The sequence below is a fragment of the Paracoccus broussonetiae genome, from assembly GCF_031854425.1.
GTDB classification, from domain to species: Bacteria; Pseudomonadota; Alphaproteobacteria; order Rhodobacterales; family Rhodobacteraceae; genus Paracoccus; species Paracoccus broussonetiae.
Genome location: NZ_JAVRQI010000002.1, coordinates 176159 through 197077 on the forward strand (window position 1 = coordinate 176159; position 20919 = coordinate 197077).

General features: G+C 62.7%; 16 protein-coding genes. 5 read left to right on the forward strand and 11 right to left on the reverse strand.

What is annotated here, in order from left to right:
• Nucleotides 1-10: 10 nt before the first annotated feature.
• From narJ to RM190_RS03410, 4 genes are read right to left on the reverse strand one after another with little or no spacing between them, the layout of a single operon-like run.
• The gene (gene narJ, locus RM190_RS03395; protein ID WP_311757993.1) at nucleotides 11-712 is read right to left on the reverse strand and encodes a nitrate reductase molybdenum cofactor assembly chaperone; all 702 of its coding nucleotides are present in this window, start codon (nucleotides 710-712) and stop codon (nucleotides 11-13) included.
• Complete coding sequence (narH, locus tag RM190_RS03400; protein WP_311757994.1) at nucleotides 709-2232, reverse strand: nitrate reductase subunit beta; 1524 nt, start codon at nucleotides 2230-2232, stop codon at nucleotides 709-711. Before narH ends, narJ begins: the two co-directional genes overlap by 4 nt.
• The gene (locus RM190_RS03405; RefSeq protein ID WP_311757995.1) at nucleotides 2229-5993 is read right to left on the reverse strand and encodes a nitrate reductase subunit alpha; all 3765 of its coding nucleotides are present in this window, start codon (nucleotides 5991-5993) and stop codon (nucleotides 2229-2231) included. Before RM190_RS03405 ends, narH begins: the two co-directional genes overlap by 4 nt.
• Before the next feature lie 19 nt (nucleotides 5994-6012).
• Nucleotides 6013-8727, reverse strand: a complete 2715-nt coding sequence (locus RM190_RS03410) for a nitrate/nitrite transporter (RefSeq protein ID WP_311757996.1) — start codon at nucleotides 8725-8727, stop codon at nucleotides 6013-6015.
• Nucleotides 8728-8978: 251 nt separating this feature from the next.
• Here RM190_RS03410 and RM190_RS03415 point away from each other — a divergent pair, with 251 nt between their 5' ends.
• Nucleotides 8979-9722, forward strand: coding sequence for a helix-turn-helix domain-containing protein (locus RM190_RS03415; RefSeq protein WP_311757997.1), 744 nt, complete (start codon nucleotides 8979-8981; stop codon nucleotides 9720-9722).
• A gap of 321 nt (nucleotides 9723-10043) precedes the next feature.
• Here RM190_RS03415 and RM190_RS03420 read toward each other — a convergent pair whose 3' ends face one another.
• The 5 genes from RM190_RS03420 to RM190_RS03440 are packed head-to-tail and all read right to left on the reverse strand — an operon-like array spanning nucleotide 10044 to nucleotide 14786.
• Nucleotides 10044-10808, reverse strand: a complete 765-nt coding sequence (locus RM190_RS03420) for an SDR family NAD(P)-dependent oxidoreductase (protein ID WP_311757998.1) — start codon at nucleotides 10806-10808, stop codon at nucleotides 10044-10046.
• A 9-nt stretch (nucleotides 10809-10817) separates the two neighbouring features.
• Nucleotides 10818-11621 (reverse strand): ABC transporter permease, encoded by an 804-nt coding sequence (locus tag RM190_RS03425; RefSeq protein ID WP_311757999.1) that lies wholly within the window; start codon nucleotides 11619-11621, stop codon nucleotides 10818-10820.
• Between the two features lie 7 nt (nucleotides 11622-11628).
• Nucleotides 11629-12486: an ABC transporter permease gene (locus tag RM190_RS03430; protein WP_311758000.1), complete on the reverse strand. Its 858-nt coding sequence runs from the start codon at nucleotides 12484-12486 to the stop codon at nucleotides 11629-11631.
• A 16-nt stretch (nucleotides 12487-12502) separates the two neighbouring features.
• Entirely contained in the window at nucleotides 12503-13645 is a 1143-nt protein-coding gene (locus RM190_RS03435) for an ABC transporter substrate-binding protein (protein ID WP_311758001.1), read from the reverse strand.
• A gap of 22 nt (nucleotides 13646-13667) precedes the next feature.
• Entirely contained in the window at nucleotides 13668-14786 is a 1119-nt protein-coding gene (locus RM190_RS03440; RefSeq protein ID WP_311758002.1) for an ABC transporter ATP-binding protein, read from the reverse strand.
• 120 nt (nucleotides 14787-14906) lie between these two features.
• Here RM190_RS03440 and RM190_RS03445 point away from each other — a divergent pair, with 120 nt between their 5' ends.
• Nucleotides 14907-15716, forward strand: coding sequence for a helix-turn-helix transcriptional regulator (locus tag RM190_RS03445; protein ID WP_311758003.1), 810 nt, complete (start codon nucleotides 14907-14909; stop codon nucleotides 15714-15716).
• 15 nt (nucleotides 15717-15731) lie between these two features.
• Here the strand turns inward: RM190_RS03445 and RM190_RS03450 are convergent, their stop codons facing one another.
• Nucleotides 15732-16112: a MerR family transcriptional regulator gene (locus RM190_RS03450; protein ID WP_311758004.1), complete on the reverse strand. Its 381-nt coding sequence runs from the start codon at nucleotides 16110-16112 to the stop codon at nucleotides 15732-15734.
• A gap of 84 nt (nucleotides 16113-16196) precedes the next feature.
• Here RM190_RS03450 and RM190_RS03455 point away from each other — a divergent pair, with 84 nt between their 5' ends.
• Complete coding sequence (locus RM190_RS03455) at nucleotides 16197-16988, forward strand: glutaredoxin (RefSeq protein ID WP_311758005.1); 792 nt, start codon at nucleotides 16197-16199, stop codon at nucleotides 16986-16988.
• Between the two features lie 4 nt (nucleotides 16989-16992).
• On the opposite strand, the gene RM190_RS03460 is transcribed toward RM190_RS03455, so the two are convergent.
• Nucleotides 16993-17826, reverse strand: a complete 834-nt coding sequence (locus tag RM190_RS03460; RefSeq protein ID WP_311758006.1) for an amidohydrolase family protein — start codon at nucleotides 17824-17826, stop codon at nucleotides 16993-16995.
• A gap of 226 nt (nucleotides 17827-18052) precedes the next feature.
• Between RM190_RS03460 and RM190_RS03465 the strand changes: the two genes are divergently transcribed.
• Nucleotides 18053-20047, forward strand: a complete 1995-nt coding sequence (locus RM190_RS03465; protein ID WP_311758007.1) for a TonB-dependent receptor domain-containing protein — start codon at nucleotides 18053-18055, stop codon at nucleotides 20045-20047.
• Nucleotides 20048-20226: 179 nt separating this feature from the next.
• Nucleotides 20227-20808 carry an acyltransferase gene (locus RM190_RS03470; RefSeq protein WP_311758008.1) on the forward strand — a complete coding sequence of 194 codons (582 nt, stop codon included), beginning with the start codon at nucleotides 20227-20229 and terminating at the stop codon, nucleotides 20806-20808.
• The last annotated feature ends 111 nt before the right edge of the window (nucleotides 20809-20919 follow it).

Consider the following 20919-nt stretch of genomic DNA (forward strand, 5'->3'; position numbering starts at 1 on the left):
CTGGGCCTCCTCAGCTGGCGGTCCCGGCCGCATTGCGTGCGGGTGCGGGGTCCATGCGGGCAAGAATATCGCGGCTGACCGGGCAGCCGGCATTCGGATCGGGACCAAAGGTCACTTGCGCCTCTGCCCAGACGGCGTCCAGCGCGGCCAGATCCTCGGGATCGTCGTCCTTGACGGCCAGCAGGGTCTCGACCTCTTCGGTTTCCGGGTCGGCTTCGGCGACGGCGGTCAGAGCCTCCAGCACAGCGGCATAGACGGATTCGCGCCGGATCAGCCTTTCGCCAAGCGCGACCAGGATATGACCGGCGTCGCGCAGGATCTCGCGTGCCTCGTCCAGGGGACGGGCCGACAGGAATTCCAGCAGCACCGGCAGGTGGTCGGGCAGTTCGGTCCCGCCCAGGTCGAAGCCGCCCGCACGATAGGTCTCAAGCAGATCGACCATCGCGCCGCCGCGGTCACGGCTTTCGCCGTGGATATGCTCGAACAGGTTCAGCGACAGCGTGCGCGAGCGGTCGAACAGCAGGACATAGCGTTCCTGCAAGTCGTAGATGTCATTCTTCGCGAGTTGGGTCAGAAGCGGGGTCAAATCCTCGATCCGCTTCGGTCCAAGCAGCCCATCCTCCAGCAGCGCAGCGCGCAGTTCGGGGATGGCGGCCTGCAGTTCTGACGTGGGATAGGTCAGAAGCAGGGAAAGAACCTTGAAGGTCTTCATGAAATGAACTCCTGCGGGCTGCGGAATTTCTTGCCCGAGAAAAGCTTGCCGGTGCTGTGGCCCGACGAGCAGCCGTTGCCGTCGGTAAAGCTGCACCCGCCGCCGCGAAGGTCATAGGCATCCTCGACCATTTCGCGGTGGGTGGTGGGAATGACGAAGCGGTCTTCGTAATTCGCAATGGCAAGCAGGTTATACATCTCGTCGATCTGCAGCGGGGTCAGGCCGACACGCTGGGCAACGCCCAGGTTCACCACGCCGTCGACGGTTTTCGAACGCATGTAGCTGCGCATCGCCAGCATCCGTTCCAGCGCGGCGGCGACCGGGGCCTCGTCCCCTGCCGTCAGCATGTTCGCCAGATAGCGCAGCGGAATGCGCAGCGAACGCACGTCGGGCATGTCGTCCTGCGCCGAGATCCGCCCCGCCTCGGCGGCGTTCTGGATCGGGGACAGCGGCGGCACATACCACACCATCGGCAGGGTCCGGTATTCCGGATGCAGCGGGAAGGCGATCTTCCACTCCATCGCCATCTTCCAGATGGGCGAGTTCTGCGCGCCGCGGATCCAGTCCTCGGGCACGCCCTCGGCACGGGCGGCCGCGATCACCTCGGGGTCGTTCGGGTCAAGGAAGACGCCCAACTGTGCGTCGTAAAGGTCCATTTCGGACTCGGTCGCGGCGGCCTCGGCGATCTTGTCGGCGTCGTAAAGCATCACCCCCAGATAGCGGATGCGGCCGACGCAGGTTTCCGAACAGACCGTAGGCTGGCCGGATTCAAGGCGCGGATAGCAAAGGATGCACTTCTCGGATTTGCCCGAAGACCAGTTGTAATAGATCTTCTTGTAGGGGCAGCCCGAGACGCACATCCGCCAGCCTCGGCACTTCTCCTGGTCGATCAGGACGACGCCGTCATCCTCGCGCTTGTAGATCGCGCCCGACGGGCAGGACGCCACGCAGGCTGGGTTGAGGCAGTGCTCGCACAGGCGCGGCAGATACATCATGAAGGTGTTTTCATATTCACCGTAGATGTCTTTCTGGACGCCTTCGAAGTTGTAGTCCTTGGACCGCTTCTCGAATTCGCCGCCCAGGATTTCCTCCCAGTTCGGGCCCCATTCGATCTTCTCGATCCGCTCGCCCGAGATCATCGAGCGCGGACGAGCGGTCGGGAACGCCTCCATTTCGGGGGCGGATTTCAGGTGGTCATAATCGAAATCGAAGGGTTCATAGAAATCGTCGATTTCGGGCAGGTCCGGGTTGGCGAAGATATTCGCCAGGATCCGCCATTTGCCGCCCTGCTTGGGTTGCAGGTGCCCGGACTTGGTCCGGGTCCAGCCGCCGTTCCAGCGCTTCTGGTTTTCCCAGTCCTTGGGATAGCCGATGCCGGGCTTGGTCTCGACGTTGTTGAACCAGGCGTATTCAACCCCCTCGCGTGAGGTCCAGACGTTCTTGCAGGTCACCGAACAGGTGTGACAGCCGATGCACTTGTCAAGATTGAGCACCATGCCGATTTGCGCACGTACTTTCATTCCGCTGCCTCCGGAGCTTGGGTTGCGGGCTGGTCATCCAGCGGACGGTCAAGCCAGTCCACCTTGTTCATCTTCCGTACGATCACGAACTCGTCCCGGTTCGCCCCGACCGTGCCATAGTAGTTGAAGCCATAGCTGAGCTGGGCATAGCCGCCGATCATGTGCGTAGGCTTCAGCACGACGCGGGTGACCGAGTTGTGGATCCCGCCGCGCAGGTTGGTGATCTGGCTGCCGGGGGTGTTCACGATCTTTTCCTGGGCGTGATACATGAAAGCCGTGCCTTCGCGCATCCGCTGGCTGACCACCGCCCGCGCGGTCAGAACGCCGTTCGTGTTGAAGACCTCGATCCAGTCGTTGTCGACCAGCCCGGCCTTTTTCGCATCCACTTCCGAGATCCAGACCACCGGACCACCGCGGTTCAGCGTCAGCATCAGCAGGTTGTCGGTATAGGTCGAGTGGATGCCCCATTTCTGGTGCGGCGTGATGAAGTTCAGCACGACGTGCTTTTCGCTGGAGCCAAGCGACTTGGTCGCGTGATGGCCGACCGTTTTCAGGTCTACCGGCGGCCGCCAGGTCACAAAGCCCTCGCCAAAGGCGCGCATCCATTCGTGGTCCTGGTAAAGCTGCTGCCGACCCGAAACGGTCCGCCACGGGATCAGCTCATGCACGTTGGTCCAGCCGGCGTTATAGCAGACCTCTTCGCTTTCGATGCCCGACCAGGTCGGAGACGAGATGATCTTGCGAGGCTGGGCCGCGATGTCGCGGAAGCGGATCTTTTCGTCTTCCTTGACCTCGGCCAGGTGCTTGTGGCTAAGGCCGGTCGTGCGGCTCAGCGCCTCCCATGCCTTCACGGCCACCTCGCCGTTGGTTTCGGGCGCAAGCATCAGGATGACCTCGGCCGCGTCGATGGCGGTTTCGATCCGGGCCATGCCCTTGGTCGGGCCCGCCTCGGTCACGGTGCCATTCAGGGCCTGCAGGTGGTGCACCTCGTCACGGGTATCCCACGAGATGCCCTTGCCGCCGTTGCCGACCTTCTCCATCAGCGGGCCAAGCGCGGTGAAACGCTTGTAGATATTCGGGTAATCCCGCGTGATCTCGATGTAGTTCGGCGCAGTCTGGCCGGGGATCAGGTCACATTGGTCGCGTTTCCAGTCGGCGACGAAGGGCTGGCGAACCTCGTCCGGGGTGTCGTGCTGCAAGGGCAGCTGCACCACGTCGGTTTCGACCCCCAGCACCTCGGGCGCGATTTCCGAGAACTTCTTCGCGATCGACTTGAAGATCTCCCAGTCCGACTTCGACTCGTAGGCCGGATCGACAGCCGCCTGCAGCGGGTGAATGAACGGATGCATGTCCGACGTGTTCATGTCATCCTTTTCGTACCAGCTGGCGGTCGGCAGGACGATGTCGGCATAGACGGCGGTGGTCGACATCCGGAAGTCGATGGTCACCAGCAGGTCCAGCTTTCCTTCCGGCGCCTTGTCGTGCCAGACAGCCTCGACCGGCTTCGCGCCGCCTTCCTCGCCCAGATCCTTGCCCTGCACGCCGTGATCGGCGCCCAGAAGGTGCTTGAGGAAATATTCATGCCCCTTGCCCGACGACCCAAGCAGGTTCGAACGCCAGACGAACATGTTGCGCGGCCAGTTTTCGGGCGCGTCGGGATCGACGCAAGACATTTCCAGCGAGCCGGATTTCAGCCCGCGGGCGACATAGTCCTTGACCTCGATGCCTTCGGCCTTGGCGGCGCGCCCGACCTCAAGCGGGTTGGTGCGCAGTTGCGGGGCCGAGGGCAGCCAGCCCATCCGTTCCGCCCGGATGTTGTAGTCGATCAGGCTGAGCTTGTCCCAATCGCCTTTCGGCGCAGTGGGCGACAGCAGCTCGCGCGCCGTCACGGTTTCATAGCGCCATTGATCGGTATGGGCATAGAAGGCGCTGGTGCCGTTCATGTGACGCGGCGGGCGGTGCCAATCCAGCGCAAAGGCCAGCGCCGTCCAGCCGGTCTGCGGGCGCAGTTTTTCCTGACCGACATAGTGGGCCCAGCCACCGCCGGACTGCCCGACGCAACCGCACATCACCAACATGTTGATGATCGAGCGATAGCTCATGTCCATGTGGAACCAGTGGTTCATCCCCGCGCCGATGATGACCATGCTGCGGCCATTGGTCTTTTCGGCGTTGGTGGCGAATTCACGGGCCACCTGAATGATCTTGTCGCGGCGGACGCCGGTGATCTTTTCGGCCCAGGCCGGGGTGAAGGGCACGTCGTCGTCATAGCTGCTGGCGACATTCTCGCCACCCAACCCGCGGTCGAGGCTGTAGTTGGCGCAGAACAGGTCAAAGACCGTCGCAACCAGCGCCTCGCTGCCATCGGCCAGCTGCATCCGTTTGACCGGCACGTTGCGAGTCAGGATCTCGCCGCGGTCGTCGCGGACGAAACCGTTGACAGCGGCAGCGCCGAACCATGGGAAGTCCACGGCGGCAACGTCGTCCCGATCCTCGTCGAGGATCAGGCTCATCTTCAGGCGGACATCGTCCTTGCCGGATTTCGCTTCAAGGTTCCACTTGCCCTGCTCGCCCCAGCGAAAGCCGATCGACCCGTTCGGCACCACGACATTGCCCGTGGTCTCGTCAATGGCGACGGTCTTCCAGTCGGGGTTGTTGGCCTGACCCAGCCCGCCATCGAAGTCCGAGGCGCGCAGCTGCCGACCGGGAACAAGACGGCCGTCCTGTTCGTCCAGACGCACCAGCATCGGCATGTCGGAATAGCGGCGGCAGTAATCCTCGAAATACTCGGCCTGACGGTCCAGGTGATATTCGCGCAGGATGACGTGACCAAAGGCCATGCCGATCGCTGAGTCGGTGCCTTGCTTGGCGTTCAACCAGATATCGCTGAACTTCGCGGCCTCGGAATAGTCGGGGCAGATCACGGCAGACTTGGTGCCCTTGTAGCGCGACTCGGTATAGAAGTGCGCGTCGGGCGTGCGCGTCTGCGGCACGTTCGAGCCCCACAGGATCAGATAGCCCGCATTGTACCAGTCGGCCGATTCCGGCACGTCGGTCTGTTCGCCCCAGGTCTGGGGGCTGGCGGGCGGCAGGTCGCAATACCAGTCATAGAAGGACAGGCAGGTGCCGCCCAGCAAGGACAGGTAACGCGTGCCCGCGGCATAGGAGACCATCGACATGGCCGGAATGGGCGAGAAGCCGAAAACCCGATCCGGGCCGTATTTCTTGGCGGTATAGGCGTTGGCCGCGGCGACGATCTCGGTCGCTTCTTCCCAGCTTGCGCGGACGAAGCCGCCCTTGCCGCGGACGCGGGTATAGCTTTTGCGCGCCTCGGGATCGTCCTGGATCGCGGTCCAGGCCTGGATCGGGGACATGGATTTGCGCTTTTCGCGCCATAGCCGCATCAGGCGCGCCCGGATCAGTGGCGTCTTCACCCGGTTCGCACTGTAAAGATACCAGCTGTAGCTTGCGCCCCGCGCGCAGCCGCGCGGTTCGTGGTTGGGCAGGTCGGGACGCGTGCGCGGATAGTCGGTCTGCTGCGTCTCCCAGGTCACGATGCCGGACTTGACGTAGATCTTCCAGGAACAGGAACCGGTGCAGTTTACCCCGTGGGTCGAGCGTACGATTTTGTCGTGGCGCCAACGCTTGCGATAGGTGTCCTCCCAATCGCGGTTCTCAATGGTGGTCTGCCCGTGACCGTCTGCGAAAGTGTCCTTGCGCAGGCTGGTCAGAAAATTCAGGCGATCCAGAAGATGGCTCATGGCTCTCTCCGTTTCGGGGTTATTCGGCGGGGGCGGCCGTGACCGCGCGCCCGTGTTCGATGTCGTGAAGCATGCCGCCGCGGCGCGTATAGATGCCCCAGGTGACGGCGATGCAGATGATATAGAAGATCAGGAAGCCCACGAGCGCCGCTTCGGCACCGCCCGTCAGGTGGATCGAGCTTCCGAAGGCTTTCGGAATGAAGAACCCGCCATAGCCCCCGATCGCGGCCGTGAAAGCGACGATGGCGGCCGATTCACGCTCGGCATGGCGGCGACGTTCGTCGGCGTCAGCCTGCGGGAAGATGCGGGCAACCTCTTTGCGCATGATGACGGGGATCATCTGGAACGTGGACGAGTTGCCCACGCCCGAGAAGAAGAACAGCGCCATGAAGCCCGCAAAGAACAGCGCGAACGAGGTGATGCTGAGACCCTGGATGATCACCAGGACCGATGCGATCATCCCGATGAAGACCCAGAAGGTCACGCGGCCGCCCCCGACCCGGTCCGCCAGCCAGCCACTGCCAGCCCGGCTGAGCGCACCGATCAACGGTCCAAGGAACGCGAATTGCAGGGCGTTGACCTCGGGGAAAGCCAGCTTGGTCAGCATTGGGAAGGCGGCGGAATACCCGATGAAGCTGCCGAAGGTGCCGGTATACAGCAGGCACATGATCCAGTTGTGCTTGCGGGTGAAGATCACCGCCTGTTCGCGGAAGCTGGCTTTCGCGTCGGCGATGTCGTTCATCCCCAGCCAGGCGGCGACCGTCGACATCAGGATGAAGGGAACCCAGACAAAGCCCGCGTTCTGCATCCAGACCTGACCGCCATCGGTAAGCTGCTGGGGCTGGCCGCCAAGGGCGCCGAAGACCCCGGCAGTGATCACCACCGGCACCAGGAACTGCATCAGCGACACGCCCAGGTTGCCAAGCCCGGCATTCAGGGCCATCGCGTTGCCCTTTTCCGAACGCGGGAAGAAGAAGCCGATATTCGCCATCGAGGACGAGAAGTTGCCCCCACCCAGGCCGCAAAGCAGCGCCAGCACGACGAAAATCAGATAGGGGGTCTCGGGGTTCTGCACGGCGTAGCCGATGCCCATGGCCGGGATCAGCAGCGACGCGGTCGAGATGGTCGTCCACAGCCTGCCGCCAAAGATCGGCACCATGAAGCTGTAGAAGATGCGCAACGTTGCGCCCGACAGCGCGGGCAGCGCCGCCAGCCAGAACAGCTGGTCCTGCGTGAAGTTGAAGCCGATGGCGGGCAGTCGCGCGATGACGACCGACCAGACCATCCAGACCGCGAAGGCCAGAAGCAGCGCCGGGATCGAGATCCACAGGTTGCGCTTGGCGATCCGCTTGCCGGTGCTTTCCCAGAACTCGGGATCCTCGGGGCGCCAGTCCTGCATCACGCGGGGCATTTCGGTCTTGCCGGGGGTATGGACCTCGGCCAGTTCGGGGAAGGTCGGCAGCTGGTCCAGCGCCTTGCCATGGGCCTCCCGCTCCATTGCGCGGATCGACAGGTGCATCCAGGCCAACGAGACAAGGACGACCAGCAGCAGCAGCACGAAGCACGAGGTATAGACCCCGGTCAGGTCCAGCAGCGCGCCAAAGACGATGGGCAGGATGAAGCCGCCCAGACCGCCGATCATCCCGACCAGACCGCCGACCGCGCCAACGTGGTTCGGATAATAGACCGGGATATGCTTGAAGATCGCGGCCTTGCCGAGGCTCATGAAGAAGCCGAGCGCGAACAGCGTGCCGACAAAGGGCCACAGGTCCATCTGCGTCGAGAAGGCGATGGCGCCATTCTTGCCGTGGATGACGTAGTCCGTCGGCGGATAGGACAGCATGAACAGGAACAGGATCGCGAAACCGAAGGTCCAGTACATCACCGTCCGAGCGCCGAAGCGATCCGACAGCGACCCGCCATAGGCCCGGAACAGGCTGGCCGACAGGCTGAAGGCCGCGGCCGCCATCCCGGCTGTCCGCAGATCGACGCCATAGACCGCGACCAGATAATGCGGAAGCCACAGCGCCAGCGCGACAAAGCCGCCGAAGACGAAGAAATAGTAAAGCGAGAAGCGCCAGACCTGCAGGTTCTTCAGGGGCGCGAACTGCTCGGCCAGGGATGGCGCCTTGATCCCGCGCGCACGGCGGTCGGCGAAATCCGGATCATCCTTCGCCAGAAGGAAGAAGGCCACGCCCATCAGCGCGATGGCGGCGGCCCAGATCTCGGCCACGCCCTGCCAGCCCATTGCGATCAGGACGAAGGGTGCAAGGAACTTGGTGACGGCCGCGCCGACGTTCCCCATGCCAAAGGTGCCAAGCGCCAGCCCCTGCTTCTCGGCAGGAAACCACTTCGAGACATAGGCGACGCCAATGATGAACGAACCGCCCGCGAGCCCGACGCCAAGCGCGGCAAGTAGGAAGGTTTCATAGCTGTTGGCCCAGGTCAGCGCGTAGGTTGCAAGCCCGGTCAGGATCATCTGCAGCGAAAAGACCAGGCGCCCGCCAAAGCGCTCGGTCCAGACGCCCAGGATCAGCCGCGTCAGCGAACCGGTCAGCACGGGGGTCGCAATCAGCAACCCATATTGGAACTCGGACAGGCCGAGTTCATCCTTGATGGTAATTCCGATGATCGAAAAAATAGTCCAGACAGCAAAGCACAGCGTAAAGGACAACGTACTGAGCCAAAGCGCTCGTTGTTGTTCGCTGTGCGTAGGAAACACCCGTTCCTGCATGGCTTGCTCCTGAGTATCTACGGAAATAGTCCGAAGTCTTCGATGCAGAACCACCACGGATTCGTAGCATCCGATTTGATATGGATCAATCTTTTCGGAAGACTTTCCAAAAAGCTACAACGATTGATCTTTACCCTTCACTCTCCTGACAAGGGTCAAGGGTCCAGTTGACCATTCAACCGCAGATGATTGCCCTTTTCGGGAGCAGCAATTACCAAAGATCAATTATAAAACTTCCAGAAGGTCGATTCGTGCGCAACGACGAGAAGCCAGCCATCCGTGACCTGCCCTTGTTCCGGGGCATCATGGACGAGACATTTGACACGTTGATGGCAGCCACATACTCGCAGGAATTCCCGCCCCAGCTTGACCTGTTCCGGCAGGGAGACCGCGCGGATTTCCTGCATATCCTGGTCGAGGGCTCGGTCCAGCTGCACACCGAATGGAGGGGACGAGAGGCGATCATGGCCGTCATCCGGCCGGTTTCCAGCTTCATCGTCGCGGCCTGCATCCCGGATGCGCCCTATCTGATGTCGGCACGCACGCAGGAACGCTCGCGCATCATCATGCTGCCGACCGTTGACCTGCGCACCGCACTGGGGCGTGACCCGGCATTGGCCGGCGCTGTGATGAGCCATCTGGCAATGAGTTTTCGCGGCATGGTCCGGCAGGCCAAGAACCTGAAGCTGCGCACCGGGCGCGAACGGCTGATCGCCTGGCTGCTCAGCCAGGCCCGGCGCGAGGGGAACCTGCACACCTTCACCCTGCCTTTCGAAAAGCGGCACCTTGCCTCGTATCTGGGGATGACACCCGAAAGCCTGTCACGGGTTTTCAACGCCCTGAAATCCGAAGGGATCACGCTGGACGGATCACGCGTCATCATCGCCGATCACGCCCGACTGGCCGAAGTTGCGGGCCTTGATGCGATGATGGATGACCTTGGGCCGGATAATGGCAGGGCAGAACCGTGGTCGCCGCATCCCGGTTCTTGGTAGGCGATTTTGGGGTCGCGATTAATCCGCGACGGAATTGCGAAAAGCCTCGCTGCGACATGGATTTGTCATGACATTTCCCCGGCACAATGTGGCAATTTGCCGCTTGCCGAAATGCCGCGCAGACCGTCCGGAAATGATGCCGGACGGAAGCCCCGAATTGGCGAACTGAAATCGCCAATTCCCCTCTCCAGCTGCAATTCTGTGGCGACAGGGCTTTCTTTTAAACCAGACGATTGATTGGCATTCGCGCCCACCCGCAGGGCATGCGATGCAACCGGCCCAGGGTTGTCGCCGGCTTGGGACGGGACACAACGGCGCGGATCAAAGCACCTCGCCGCCGTCGATGACCAGCGCCAGCCCGGTGACAAATGCCGAGCGCGGCGAAGCGAGGTAAAGGATGCCCTCGGCAATCTCTTCGGTCGAAGCCCAGCGGCCCATGGGAATGGTGTCGGCGACATAGCTTTCCAGCGCGGCGCGACCGCCCATCTGGCGTTCGAATCCGGCATTGAAGGGCGTGTCGACGAAACCGGGGCACAACGCGTTGAAGCGAATGTTGTCGCGCGCGTAATCCGCCGCCATCTGCCGCACCATGGCGACGGCGGCATGCTTGGTCGTGGCATAGGCGATCATGCCCCGGTCATACTGGCAGCCGGAATTCGACGCTGTGACGATGACCGACCCGCCGCCCTGCGCCCGCATCTGCGCGACCGCTGCCCGCGCGATGATGAAATGTGCCCGGACGTTCAATGCCCAGGACAGATCCATCTGTTCGGCGGTCACCTCTTCAAGCTTGCCGGCGATCTGGATGCCGGCATGGCTGTGGACCACATCAAGCCGCCCGTGACGGCCCGCGACATCGGCGATGCGCGACTCGATGGCCGCATCGTCGCGCATGTCCAGCGCATGAGCCTCGGCCTGGCCCCCGGCTGCGCGGATCAGGGCCGCTGTCTCATCCGCCAGATCCGCGCGCAGGTCGGTGACGATGACGGTGGCGCCTTCGCCCGCCATGGCAATGGCGCCGGCGCGACCGATCCCCGACCCAGCGCCGGTGACAAGGGCGATGCGCCCTTCAAGACGAGATGACATGAAGTCCTCCTAGTGCGCGTCCGGTTTGCCCCGGCGCAGCGTCAGTTGCGCGACGATCAGCACGGCAAGGGACGCCGCCATCACCATCGTGCCGATGGCATTGATTTCCGGCGTCACGCCGCGTCGGATCGACGAGAAGATATAGATGGGCAGGGTCGTCTGCGGACCCGCAACGAAGAAGGCGATGATGAAATCATCGAAGCTGAAAGTGAAACTCAGCAGGAATCCCGCGAAGATCGCAGGTGCCAGCATGGGCAGCGTCACCTGACTGAAGGTGGCGATCGGCCCCGCGCCCAGGTCCGAGGATGCCTCGATCAGCGCGCGATCCATGCCCTCGATCCGGGCGCGAACCAGGATGATGACCAGCGACATGGTGAACAGCACATGCGCGCCCACAAGCGAGCCGAAGCCCATCGACAGCTTCCACCCGGTCAGCGGCTCAAGCCAGGGATTGACGGCGCCGAAGACCGTGACCAGCGCGATCAGCGTGGCGATGCCGATGACGATGCCGGGGATCATCACCGCGACATAGATCATGCCGTCGAACAGCACGCGCAGGCGCCCACGCATCCCGGTCAGGGCAAGTGCCGCCATCGTCCCGAAGACGCTGGCGAGCACGGCCGAGGTGAACGCGACCGAGGCCGAGGTTTTCAGCGCGTCCACGACAAAGGGGTTCCCCAGCGCCTTGCCATACCATTGCAGCGAAAAGCCCTGCATCTGGCTGGCCGAGCGTCCCGCCGAAAAGCTGAACAGCGCGATGATGCCGATCGGCAGGTAAAGGAACAGATAGACCGCAAGGGCATAGATCCGCATCACTTCCTCACATCAAGCCGACATCGTCGCGCGCCGCGCCGATGCGGCGCAGGAAACGCATGTAAAGCGTGACCACCAGCAGCATGACCGCCACCAGCGTCACCGCCATTGCCGAGCCGAAGGCCCAGTTGCGCGATTGCAGGAACAGGTCGACCAGTGCGTTGCCGACGAAGAAGACCTTGCCGCCGCCCAGCATCTGCGGGATCAGGTATTCCCCCATCAGCAGGATGAAGACCAGCATCGAGCCGGTGGCGACACCGGGCAGCGACAGCGGCAGCGTAACCTGCAGGAAGCTGCGCCAGGGCGGCGCGCCCAGATCGCCCGCGGCCTCAAGCAAGCGGCGGTCCAGCTTTTCCAGACTGACGTAGATCGGGAAGAACATCAGCGGCAAATAGCCATAGACGATGCCCACCAGCACCGCGAAAGGGGTGTTGATCAGCCGGAAATCCCCCAGACCCATCGAGGACAGCAGTTGCGGGATCCCGCGGCCGCCCAGCAGAAAGATCCAGGCATAGGAACGGATCAGGATCGAGGTCCAGAAAGGCACGATCACCAGCACGATCAACAGGGTCCGCCATTGCGCACCGACCCGCAGCGCCAGGTAATAGGCCAGCGGATAGGCGATCAGTAGAGCGGCGATGGTACCTGCGGGAGCCAGGATCAGCGTGTTCTGGAAAGCCGTCCAGCGGCTTCCCAGGTTGGCATATTGCGCCAGCGTGAAGGCGGGCTGATAGCCGCCCACCGCGCCGCGTTCGCCGAAGGAATAGACCAGGACCAGGGCAAGCGGCAGCACCAGCAGCGCCGCATACCAAAGGCCAGCCGGGCCAAGCAGCAGCCAGCGCGCCTGTCTTCTGGAAATCGCCATCGCCTGCCCGCCTGTCCTATGCCGCCTTGAACCGCGCCATGATCTCGGCCCGGTTCGGATCGGTCAGTGTGACCGCAGCGCCGAATTCCAGCGCCGACAACAGCTCGGCCGCGGGATGCAGGATCGGGTCGTTCAACATCTCTGCCGGGATCAGGGCATCGACGCGCTTGTCCGGAACCGGATAGCCGTGGAACAGCGCCTCACGGGCGTTGACCTCGGGGTCCAGCAGGAAGTTCAGCAGCGCATAGGCACCTTCGCGGTTCGGGGCGCTGGTCGGGATGGTGTAGAAATCCGACCAGATCTCGCCGCCTTCCTTGCCCAGCGTGTACTGGATCTCGGGCAGGTCGCGGTTCATCTGCTTGGCATCACCCGTCCAGCACATGGTCAGCCACGCATCGCCATTGCGCATCGACGGCTGATAGTCCGAAGTGATGGCGAAAAGGTGCGGCTTGATCTCGATCAGCAGCTTCTCTGCCTCGGCCAACTCGGCCGGATCGACCGAGTTGAAGGAATGGCCGAAATATTTCAGCGCGTTGCCGATTGCGGTCAGCTGATAGTCATGGATGATCGTGCGCCCCGAGAAGTCGGTCTTCGTGACATCGAAGAAATCCTTCCAGCTGGTGAAGGGCTGCTTGGCCTTGCTGCTGTCCCAGGCCATGCCGGTCGTGCCCCACAGCTTCGGGATGGCGTAAAGCTTGCCATCCACCGTGCCGGGATCCGCGAAACGCGGATCGAACGAGGCCGCGTCGTAATTCGGCAGCTTCGACAGGTCGAGCGGCTCGATCATCTTCTGCCCGGCATAGGTGCTGATCGTGTAGTTGGTGGCGACGACCACGTCCCAGCCCGCACCACCCGCCTGCAACTTGGCGAACATCTCTTCGTTTGAGCCGAAGACATTGACCTGCACCGCCGCACCGGTCTGCTTCTGGAACAGGGCCAGGTTGTCGGGATCGTCGTAATTCGGCCAGGTGGCCATCGATACCTGATCGCCGATCCCTGCCGCCCAAAGCCGTGCGGGCATCGCTGACGCCAGCGCGGCCGTCGCCACGCCCAGTCCCGTCACCGCCAGGAAATGCCGGCGGCTGACCGAGCCTTTCTGGTAGCGGCGCAGTTCCGCCATGAATTCCTGCCGCGAGACAGGCCTGTCGTCCCTTGTCATCTCGTGCTTCCCCCTGTTGGTCCTATTCCTGTCCAAGGATCAGGCCGGCGCCGTGATCCCAATGCAGATGGGCGGTCGCGCCCACCGCGATGCCCGGCAAGGCCCGTTCGGCCTGCCGGGGCAGCAGAACCTGCAGCGCCCCCAGCGCGGGATGGGCCAGCAGGAATTCGATATGTTCGCCAAGAAAGATCATGTTCGTGACCTGCGCCGGGATCGACGGCGTTTGGCCGTCTGGCGCATTCGCGATCCGCAGCGTCTCGGGGCGGATCGCGACCTCGACTCTGTCGCCCGCCGATGCCGGATTGATCGCGGCGGTGGCGACCCGCTCGCCCGAGGCCAGCGCCACGGTGGCTATCCCGCCAGAAACCGTCTCGACCCGCGCCGACAGGATATTGGCGCGTCCGACGAAATCGGCGACATAGCGGTTCGCGGGCCGGTCATACAGGTCACGCGGCGTGCCGATCTGCGCGATGCGGCCCTTGCCCATAAGGCAGATGCGATCCGACATCGACAGCGCCTCTTGCTGGTCATGGGTCACCAGAACGAAGGTGATGCCCAGCTTGCGTTGCAGGTTCAGCAATTCGATCTGCATCTCGCCCCGCAGCTTGGCGTCCAGCGCGGCCATGGGTTCGTCCAGAAGGAGGATCTTGGGCTGGTTCACGATGGCGCGGGCCAGCGCCACGCGCTGCTGCTGCCCGCCGGACATCTGCCAGATGCGTCGCGGCCCGAAATCACCAAGCCGCACGGTATCAAGCGCGCGCGCGACGCGCGATTCGATCTCGGCCCTGGGCAGGCGCGGCCGAAGCTGGTTCAGGCCATAGGCCACGTTCTGCGCCACCGTCATATGTGGGAACAGGGCATAGTTCTGGAAGACCATGTTGACCGGTCGGCGATAGGCCGGGGTCGCGCCGACCGACTGGCCGTCGATCAGAACCTCGCCCTCGGTCGGGGTCTCGAATCCGGCCAGCATGCGCAGCGCCGTGGTCTTGCCGCATCCTGACGGGCCTAGAAAGGACAGGAATTCGCCGCGCCGGATGCGCAGGTTCAGCCGGTCAGCGGCCAGGACCGCGCCATAGCGCTTGGTCGTATCGGCGAACTCCGCCACGGCCTCGGCTGGGCTTACATCCGTCACATATGCCATCTGAACGTCTTTCCCTGTTGGTCAAGTCTCTTGCGGACTATTCCCTTCTGCATAAAAATGATAAGAAACACGTCTTTTGTTGTATATACCACAAAAGGCATAGTCGCAGGGAACAATCGGATGAGTTGGTCAAAGGACTGGATCGAGGGATCAGCCCGCGCGGTCGCGGCACTGCATTCGCCCGCCTTCCCCCAGGCGTTGATCGACGCCATCAGGCAGGTCGCGCCATTCGAGCACAGCGTGACCTTTGCCTATCTTGAGGACCGCCCGCCGCTGGCGCTGCATTCCGAATTCCCGGAATGGAAGCACAAGGTCATGGTCGAGGATTACCAGGCCGGTCCCTATCTTCTGGACCCGTTCTATCTGCACTGCACGGAATCGACCGAGCCGCGGCTGGTCCGCCTGCGCGACCTTGCTCCGGACCGCTTCTATCAGGGCGAGTATTTCCGCAACTATTATGTCCAGACCGAACTGGCCGAAGAGATCGGCTTCATGGTCGATGTGGGCGCAGCAAGGGTCGTCATCTCGGCCATGCGGGCATCGCGCGTTTTCTCGGCCCGCGAGTTCCGCGACATGGCGACGATCCTGCCCTTTGTCGCGGCCATCGTTCGCCACCATTGGGCCGATGTCGCCGACCGCTTCGCCAATGCGCCCGCCCCCGCCCCCACTCCCGATGGGGGCACCCGGCTGGCGGGATTGATCGACACCGCTTTCCGCAGCTTTGGCCAGAACCTGCTGACCCCACGCGAGGTGGAAATCGTCGAGTTCACGTTGAAGGGTCATTCGGCCGAGGCCACGGGGATCGCACTTGGCATCTCGCCCGGCACGGTCCGCATCCACCGCCGCAACATCTATGGCAAACTGCGGATCGGTTCGCAGGGAGAGTTGTTTTCGCGCTTCATCGCGGCGCTGTCCGAGATGGAGCGTTAGGACCGGCGACCGGCCTTACTCTTCAAAGGCGGCCAGGATGGGGCATTTGCCCTGATGGTCCCGGGCGCAGGCATGGGCCAGTCGTTGGAGGCTGTTCCGGGCGGCCTGCAAATCGGCAATATCCCTGTCCAGCTTGGCAAGTCGTGCTTCGGCCAGTTCACGGGCGCGGTCACGGTCCTGACCATTGTCCAACGCGATCAGTTCCCTGATTTCCTCTAGCGTAAAGCCTGCCCGCTGCGCCTTGCGGATGAAGCGCAGGCGGCGAAGATCCTCGTCACCATAGCGGCGGATGCCGCCGTCGCGCGACGGCGTTCCCAGCAAGTCGCGCCGTTGATAGAAGCGGACGGTTTCCACGCCCACGCCCCCGGCCTTGGCAAGCTTTCCGATCGTGAGCATTTTACCCCTTGATCCCGTACCATGGTACGGCACCTATATACGTACCGACATACCCATCCACAAGCACGAGAGGGAGTGACCAGGATGTCGGAACCCAGCGCAAATACCCGCCCGGACAAGATCGCGCGCCTGTACCGGATGATGATGCCCGACCACACCTGTCCCTATGGCCTGAAGGCACTGGACCTGCTGAAGCGGTCGGGTTTCGCGGTCGAGGACCATCACCTTGCCACGCGGGCCGAGGTCGATACCTTCAAGGCCGCGCACAGCGTCGCCACCACGCCGCAGATCTTCATCGGGGACAAGCGGATCGGTGGCTATGACGACTTGCGGCGGTACCTGGGCAAGCGGGTCGTCGACCCAAAGGCGACCAGCTATCGTCCGGTCATCGCGCTGTTCGCAATGACGCTGCTGATGGGGCTGGCGACCAGCTTCGCCGTCTATGGCACCCCCTTCACGATCCGGGGCATCGAATGGTTCATCGGCTTCAGCATGGCGGCTCTCGCCCTTCTGAAACTGCAGAATGTCGAGGCCTTTGCCACGATGTTCCTGAACTATGACCTGCTTGCCCGGCGGTGGGTGCGCTATTCCTATATCTATCCCTTCGCCGAGGGACTGGCGGGCATCCTGATGATCGCCGGCGCGCTGACATGGCTGTCGGTGCCGCTCGCGCTGTTCATCGGAACGGCAGGCGCGGTCTCGGTCTTCAAGGCAGTTTATGTCGACCGGCGAGAGCTGAAATGCGCCTGCGTCGGCGGGTCAAGCAATGTGCCGCTTGGCTTTGTCTCGCTGACCGAGAACCTGATGATGATCGCGATGGCGGTCTGGATGGCGCTTGGCGCGCTTGGCCTGCTGACCTGGGGTCATGCGATGTAGGGGGTCAGTCCCGTTCGCCCCAGAATTCGCGCAGGGCCGTTCGCCGGAACAGTTGGTCGCGGGCTGCGTCGCTGTCCAGATATCGCGCCGCAAGTGGCAGCAGCGGACTGTAATCCACCCGCTCGGGCACGCGCAGGAAAGGCCAGTCCGACCCCCAGACACTGCGCGCCGGGGTAAAGGCGGAGAGGATCTCGGCAATAAAGGGATCTGCCGCTTCGAAGGGCCAGGGGAAAGGTGCGAATTTGTGGTGGCCGGAAATCTTTATGGTGGTCGGCGCGGCGCGATCTGCCAGATCCAGTAGCGCGCGAAAGGCCGGCGCATCGCGGCCCTGCGACAGATCCGGCCTGCCGCAATGGTCGATCGCCAGGCGCACCGGACTGCCCGCAAACAGGCTTTGTGCGGCAAAGATCTCATCCCCCGCGAACTGGACGTCAAAGATCATGTCCAGCCCCACAAGCTTTTCGATCAGTGCGGGAAAGCGGCGCAGGTCCTCGGGGGAATAGTTCTGAAGCACGCAGGTCGCGCCGATGACGCCCTGCCGCTTCAGGGCGCAAAGATGGTCGATTTCGATATCCGGATCGACCACTGCCATCCCGCGCCACAGGCCGCCTGATTGCGCAATCGCATCCAGCATCATCGCATTATCGGTGCCATAGGCCGAGTTCGGCTGCACCAGCAGGACGCGTTCGATGCCATTTGCGGCAAGCACCGCGCGCATCTGGGCAAGCGTGGCAATCTCGTGCCCGGCGGGACGGTAATGCGTATCGGGCGCATAGGGAAAGCGCACCGGATCGAAAAGATGCAGATGGCAGTCGATCATGTTCTGCTTGCCCGTCACGGACCTGTTCCCCTGTTCAGCCGATGCACCGCCGCATTCGGCAGGCCCAGTGCTAGCCGCTTGTCGGGGATAGGTCCATCACCCGCGAAGATCGCCGCGCAGTTGCATCTCTGGCACGCCGAAGCGCCGGTTTCGAATGCGTCACCGATTCCTGAGTAAAATACTTGTGTTTTCATTTTCCCCTCCATAAAAGGCGCCCAAACATTTCGGAAGACGAGGGAAACTTATGAAACAAAGACTTATCTTCGTGCTGGCAAATGTGTCGACGCTTGCACTCGCCTCGGCGCTGAGCGCGCAGGATCTGGCGACCGCCCCCGAAACGGACAGCGTGGTCCTGGCCCCGATCACACTGGTCGCCGATGGCCGGGAAAACGTCGAGGCCACGGGCGGCATCACCGTTACCCCCGAGGATATCGAGGTTCTGCAACCTGTCGATGTCTCCGAATTGTTTGCGAGGGATTCCGCGATCACCGTTTCGGGCGGCGCCGGTCCGTCCAAGCGCATCCATGTCTTTGGGATGGAACAGTCGAATCTGGCCGTCAGCGTGGATGGCGTCCCGCAGGGCGTCACCAGCTGGCACCATACGGGATCGAATGTCATCGACCCCGCCTTCCTGAAATCAGTCGAGGTCGAGGTGGGCGCCGCAGCCGCGGATTCAGGCTTTGGCGCAGCGGCGGGCGCCGTGCGCTATGAAACCGTCGGCGCGCAGGACATGCTGGCCGATGGCCAGACGCAGGGCGGCCGCGTGGGACTGTCCTATGGCACGAACGGGCGCGGGGTGGCCGGTTCGTTGGCCGGCTACGGTATCCATGCCGGCTTCGACTGGTTCGTGATGCTCCACGCCGCCGATGGCGACAATTACGAGAATGGCGACGGCCGCGAAATGCCCGGGACCGCACCCGCGACCCAGGGCGCGCTGACCAAGCTGGGCTATGAATTCGAAGGCCATCGTGTCGAGCTGGCCTATGAATACAGCAAGGATGATGACGACCGCGTCATCAAGATGAACATGGACCTTGACCACGCGGATGAGGTCTTTCCGCTGAAGGTCACGCGCAACACGCTGTCCCTGAAATACAGCTCGACTGCGCCGACCGATGCCTGGGATCCCGAAGCGCTGGTCTATGTCACTCGCAATGAATACTGGCGTCCGAACTATGCGACCGGCGCGCGCCCCGTGAACGGCGACATGGATCTTGAGGTCAAGACCATCGGCGGCGAGATGAAGAACACCTATACCACCGGTCCGGGCACGATCACGGCCGGCATCGACTGGGCCTATGACGACTACCGCGTGGACAATTACGGCGACCGCGCGCCGCGCATCCACACGCTTGAGACGATGCAGATCGGGGCTTTCGTCCAGGGCCGGTTCGAATTCGACAATGGCATCGACGTCTCGACTGGCCTTCGGTTGGATCACCAGCGCTTCACCGACTGGAACGGAGAGCGGTTCAGCGATACCGGCGCCAGCGTGAACGGCACAGTCTCTTATGAATTCTCTGAGGGTTACGAGGTCTTTGCGGGTGCCTCGCAAACCTGGCTGGGCTATCAGGTGGGCGAATTCGGCCTGCTTCATGCCCGCGACGAATCCTTCGCCACCGATCCCGGCTATGACCCGGCCGAAGCCAGCAACATCAAGCTGGGCCTGAATGCCAACCAAGGCAACTGGACCGGGAACCTGACCTTCTTCGACACCCGCCTGAAGGGCCTTGGGGAATACGATACCGAAATCGGCTATCTGACCAACGCAGACGACTATCGCAGCAAGGGCTTTACCCTTCAGGGCAATTACAGCTGGGGCAGCGGCCGCCTCGGCACCAGCTTCACCAAGGCCGACGTGACCCAGAACGGAGAGGACGTGCTGCCGAATGGCGGAACCGTCGTGCCGGTCGGGAACATCGCCACGCTTTATGTCGATCAGGAGATCCCGCAATATAACCTGAAAGTCGGCGGGACCATCGAATGGGCAGGCAAGCTTGACGGCGACTATCTGACCGAAGCCGGGTTCGATGATCACGAGTCCTATACCGTCGTGAACCTGTATGGCGAGTGGCGGCCGCAGAACTACGAGAATGTCGTTCTGCATCTGGGCGTCGACAACCTGCTGGACGAAACCTATTACGAGCGTTCCAGCTATGTCCAATACGATGCACGCAGCGTCTATCCGCTTTACGCCCCAGGCCGGACGGTCACGCTGGGCCTGACGATGGACTTCTAAGCGATCCTTGCAGATCCGGGACAGGCCCCTTTGCGGGGCCTTTCCTCGTTCCGGCACCCGTCCCTTTCACTTGACTCTCTGCGCCTCGGATTCCCTAGTAATTTTCACGGCCATAGCGGCGGGGGGAAATTGATGGCGAGGCTTTCGATCCATACCCACGGGAAAGTCCGTCCAACCCGTTGGGCAAAGGCAGTGCCGCCCATCGCCAATTCCGCGCGGGCAGCCATGTGAATATCGGCCGCCTCGTCAAGATCAAGGCTTTGCTTTCCCGCGGCGCGCTGACGATCGGAAAGCGGCCGAAGATGCTTTACTGGCCCCGGTTCCGCTGGCGCGAGGGGCGTATCAGGATCGGAGATCGGGTTTCGATGCGCAACGGGGTGGTCATCGACGCGCAAAGCGGCCTGATCGACATCGGCGACAACGTCTCGATCAATGACTATGCGGTGCTTCTGGGTCACGGCGGCATCACCATCGGCAACGAGGTTCGCATCGCCGCCCATGCCATCATCGTCTCGTTCGAACATGGCTTCGACGACGCCCGGACGCCCATTCGCAGACAACCCCTGCTGAAGGAGCAGGTCGTCATCGAGGACGATGTCTGGATCGGAGCAGGGGCCAAGATCCTGGCGGGCAGTCATCTGGCACGGGGCTCTGTCATCGGCGCGGGTGCGGTCGTCAAGGGCCGGACACTTCCCGGCGGCATTTATGTCGGCGCACCAGCGCGGCTTCTGCGGCGGCGCGGAGAGCGCATGGCCCCCTGACATGGCGCGCCCGTCCGGGGGAGGCAACTTCCCGCCCCGCGCGATGGGTTTCGACGGAATTCTGCCAAGCATCCTAACAGGTTGAGAATATTGCCCCTCGCCAAGGAAAGC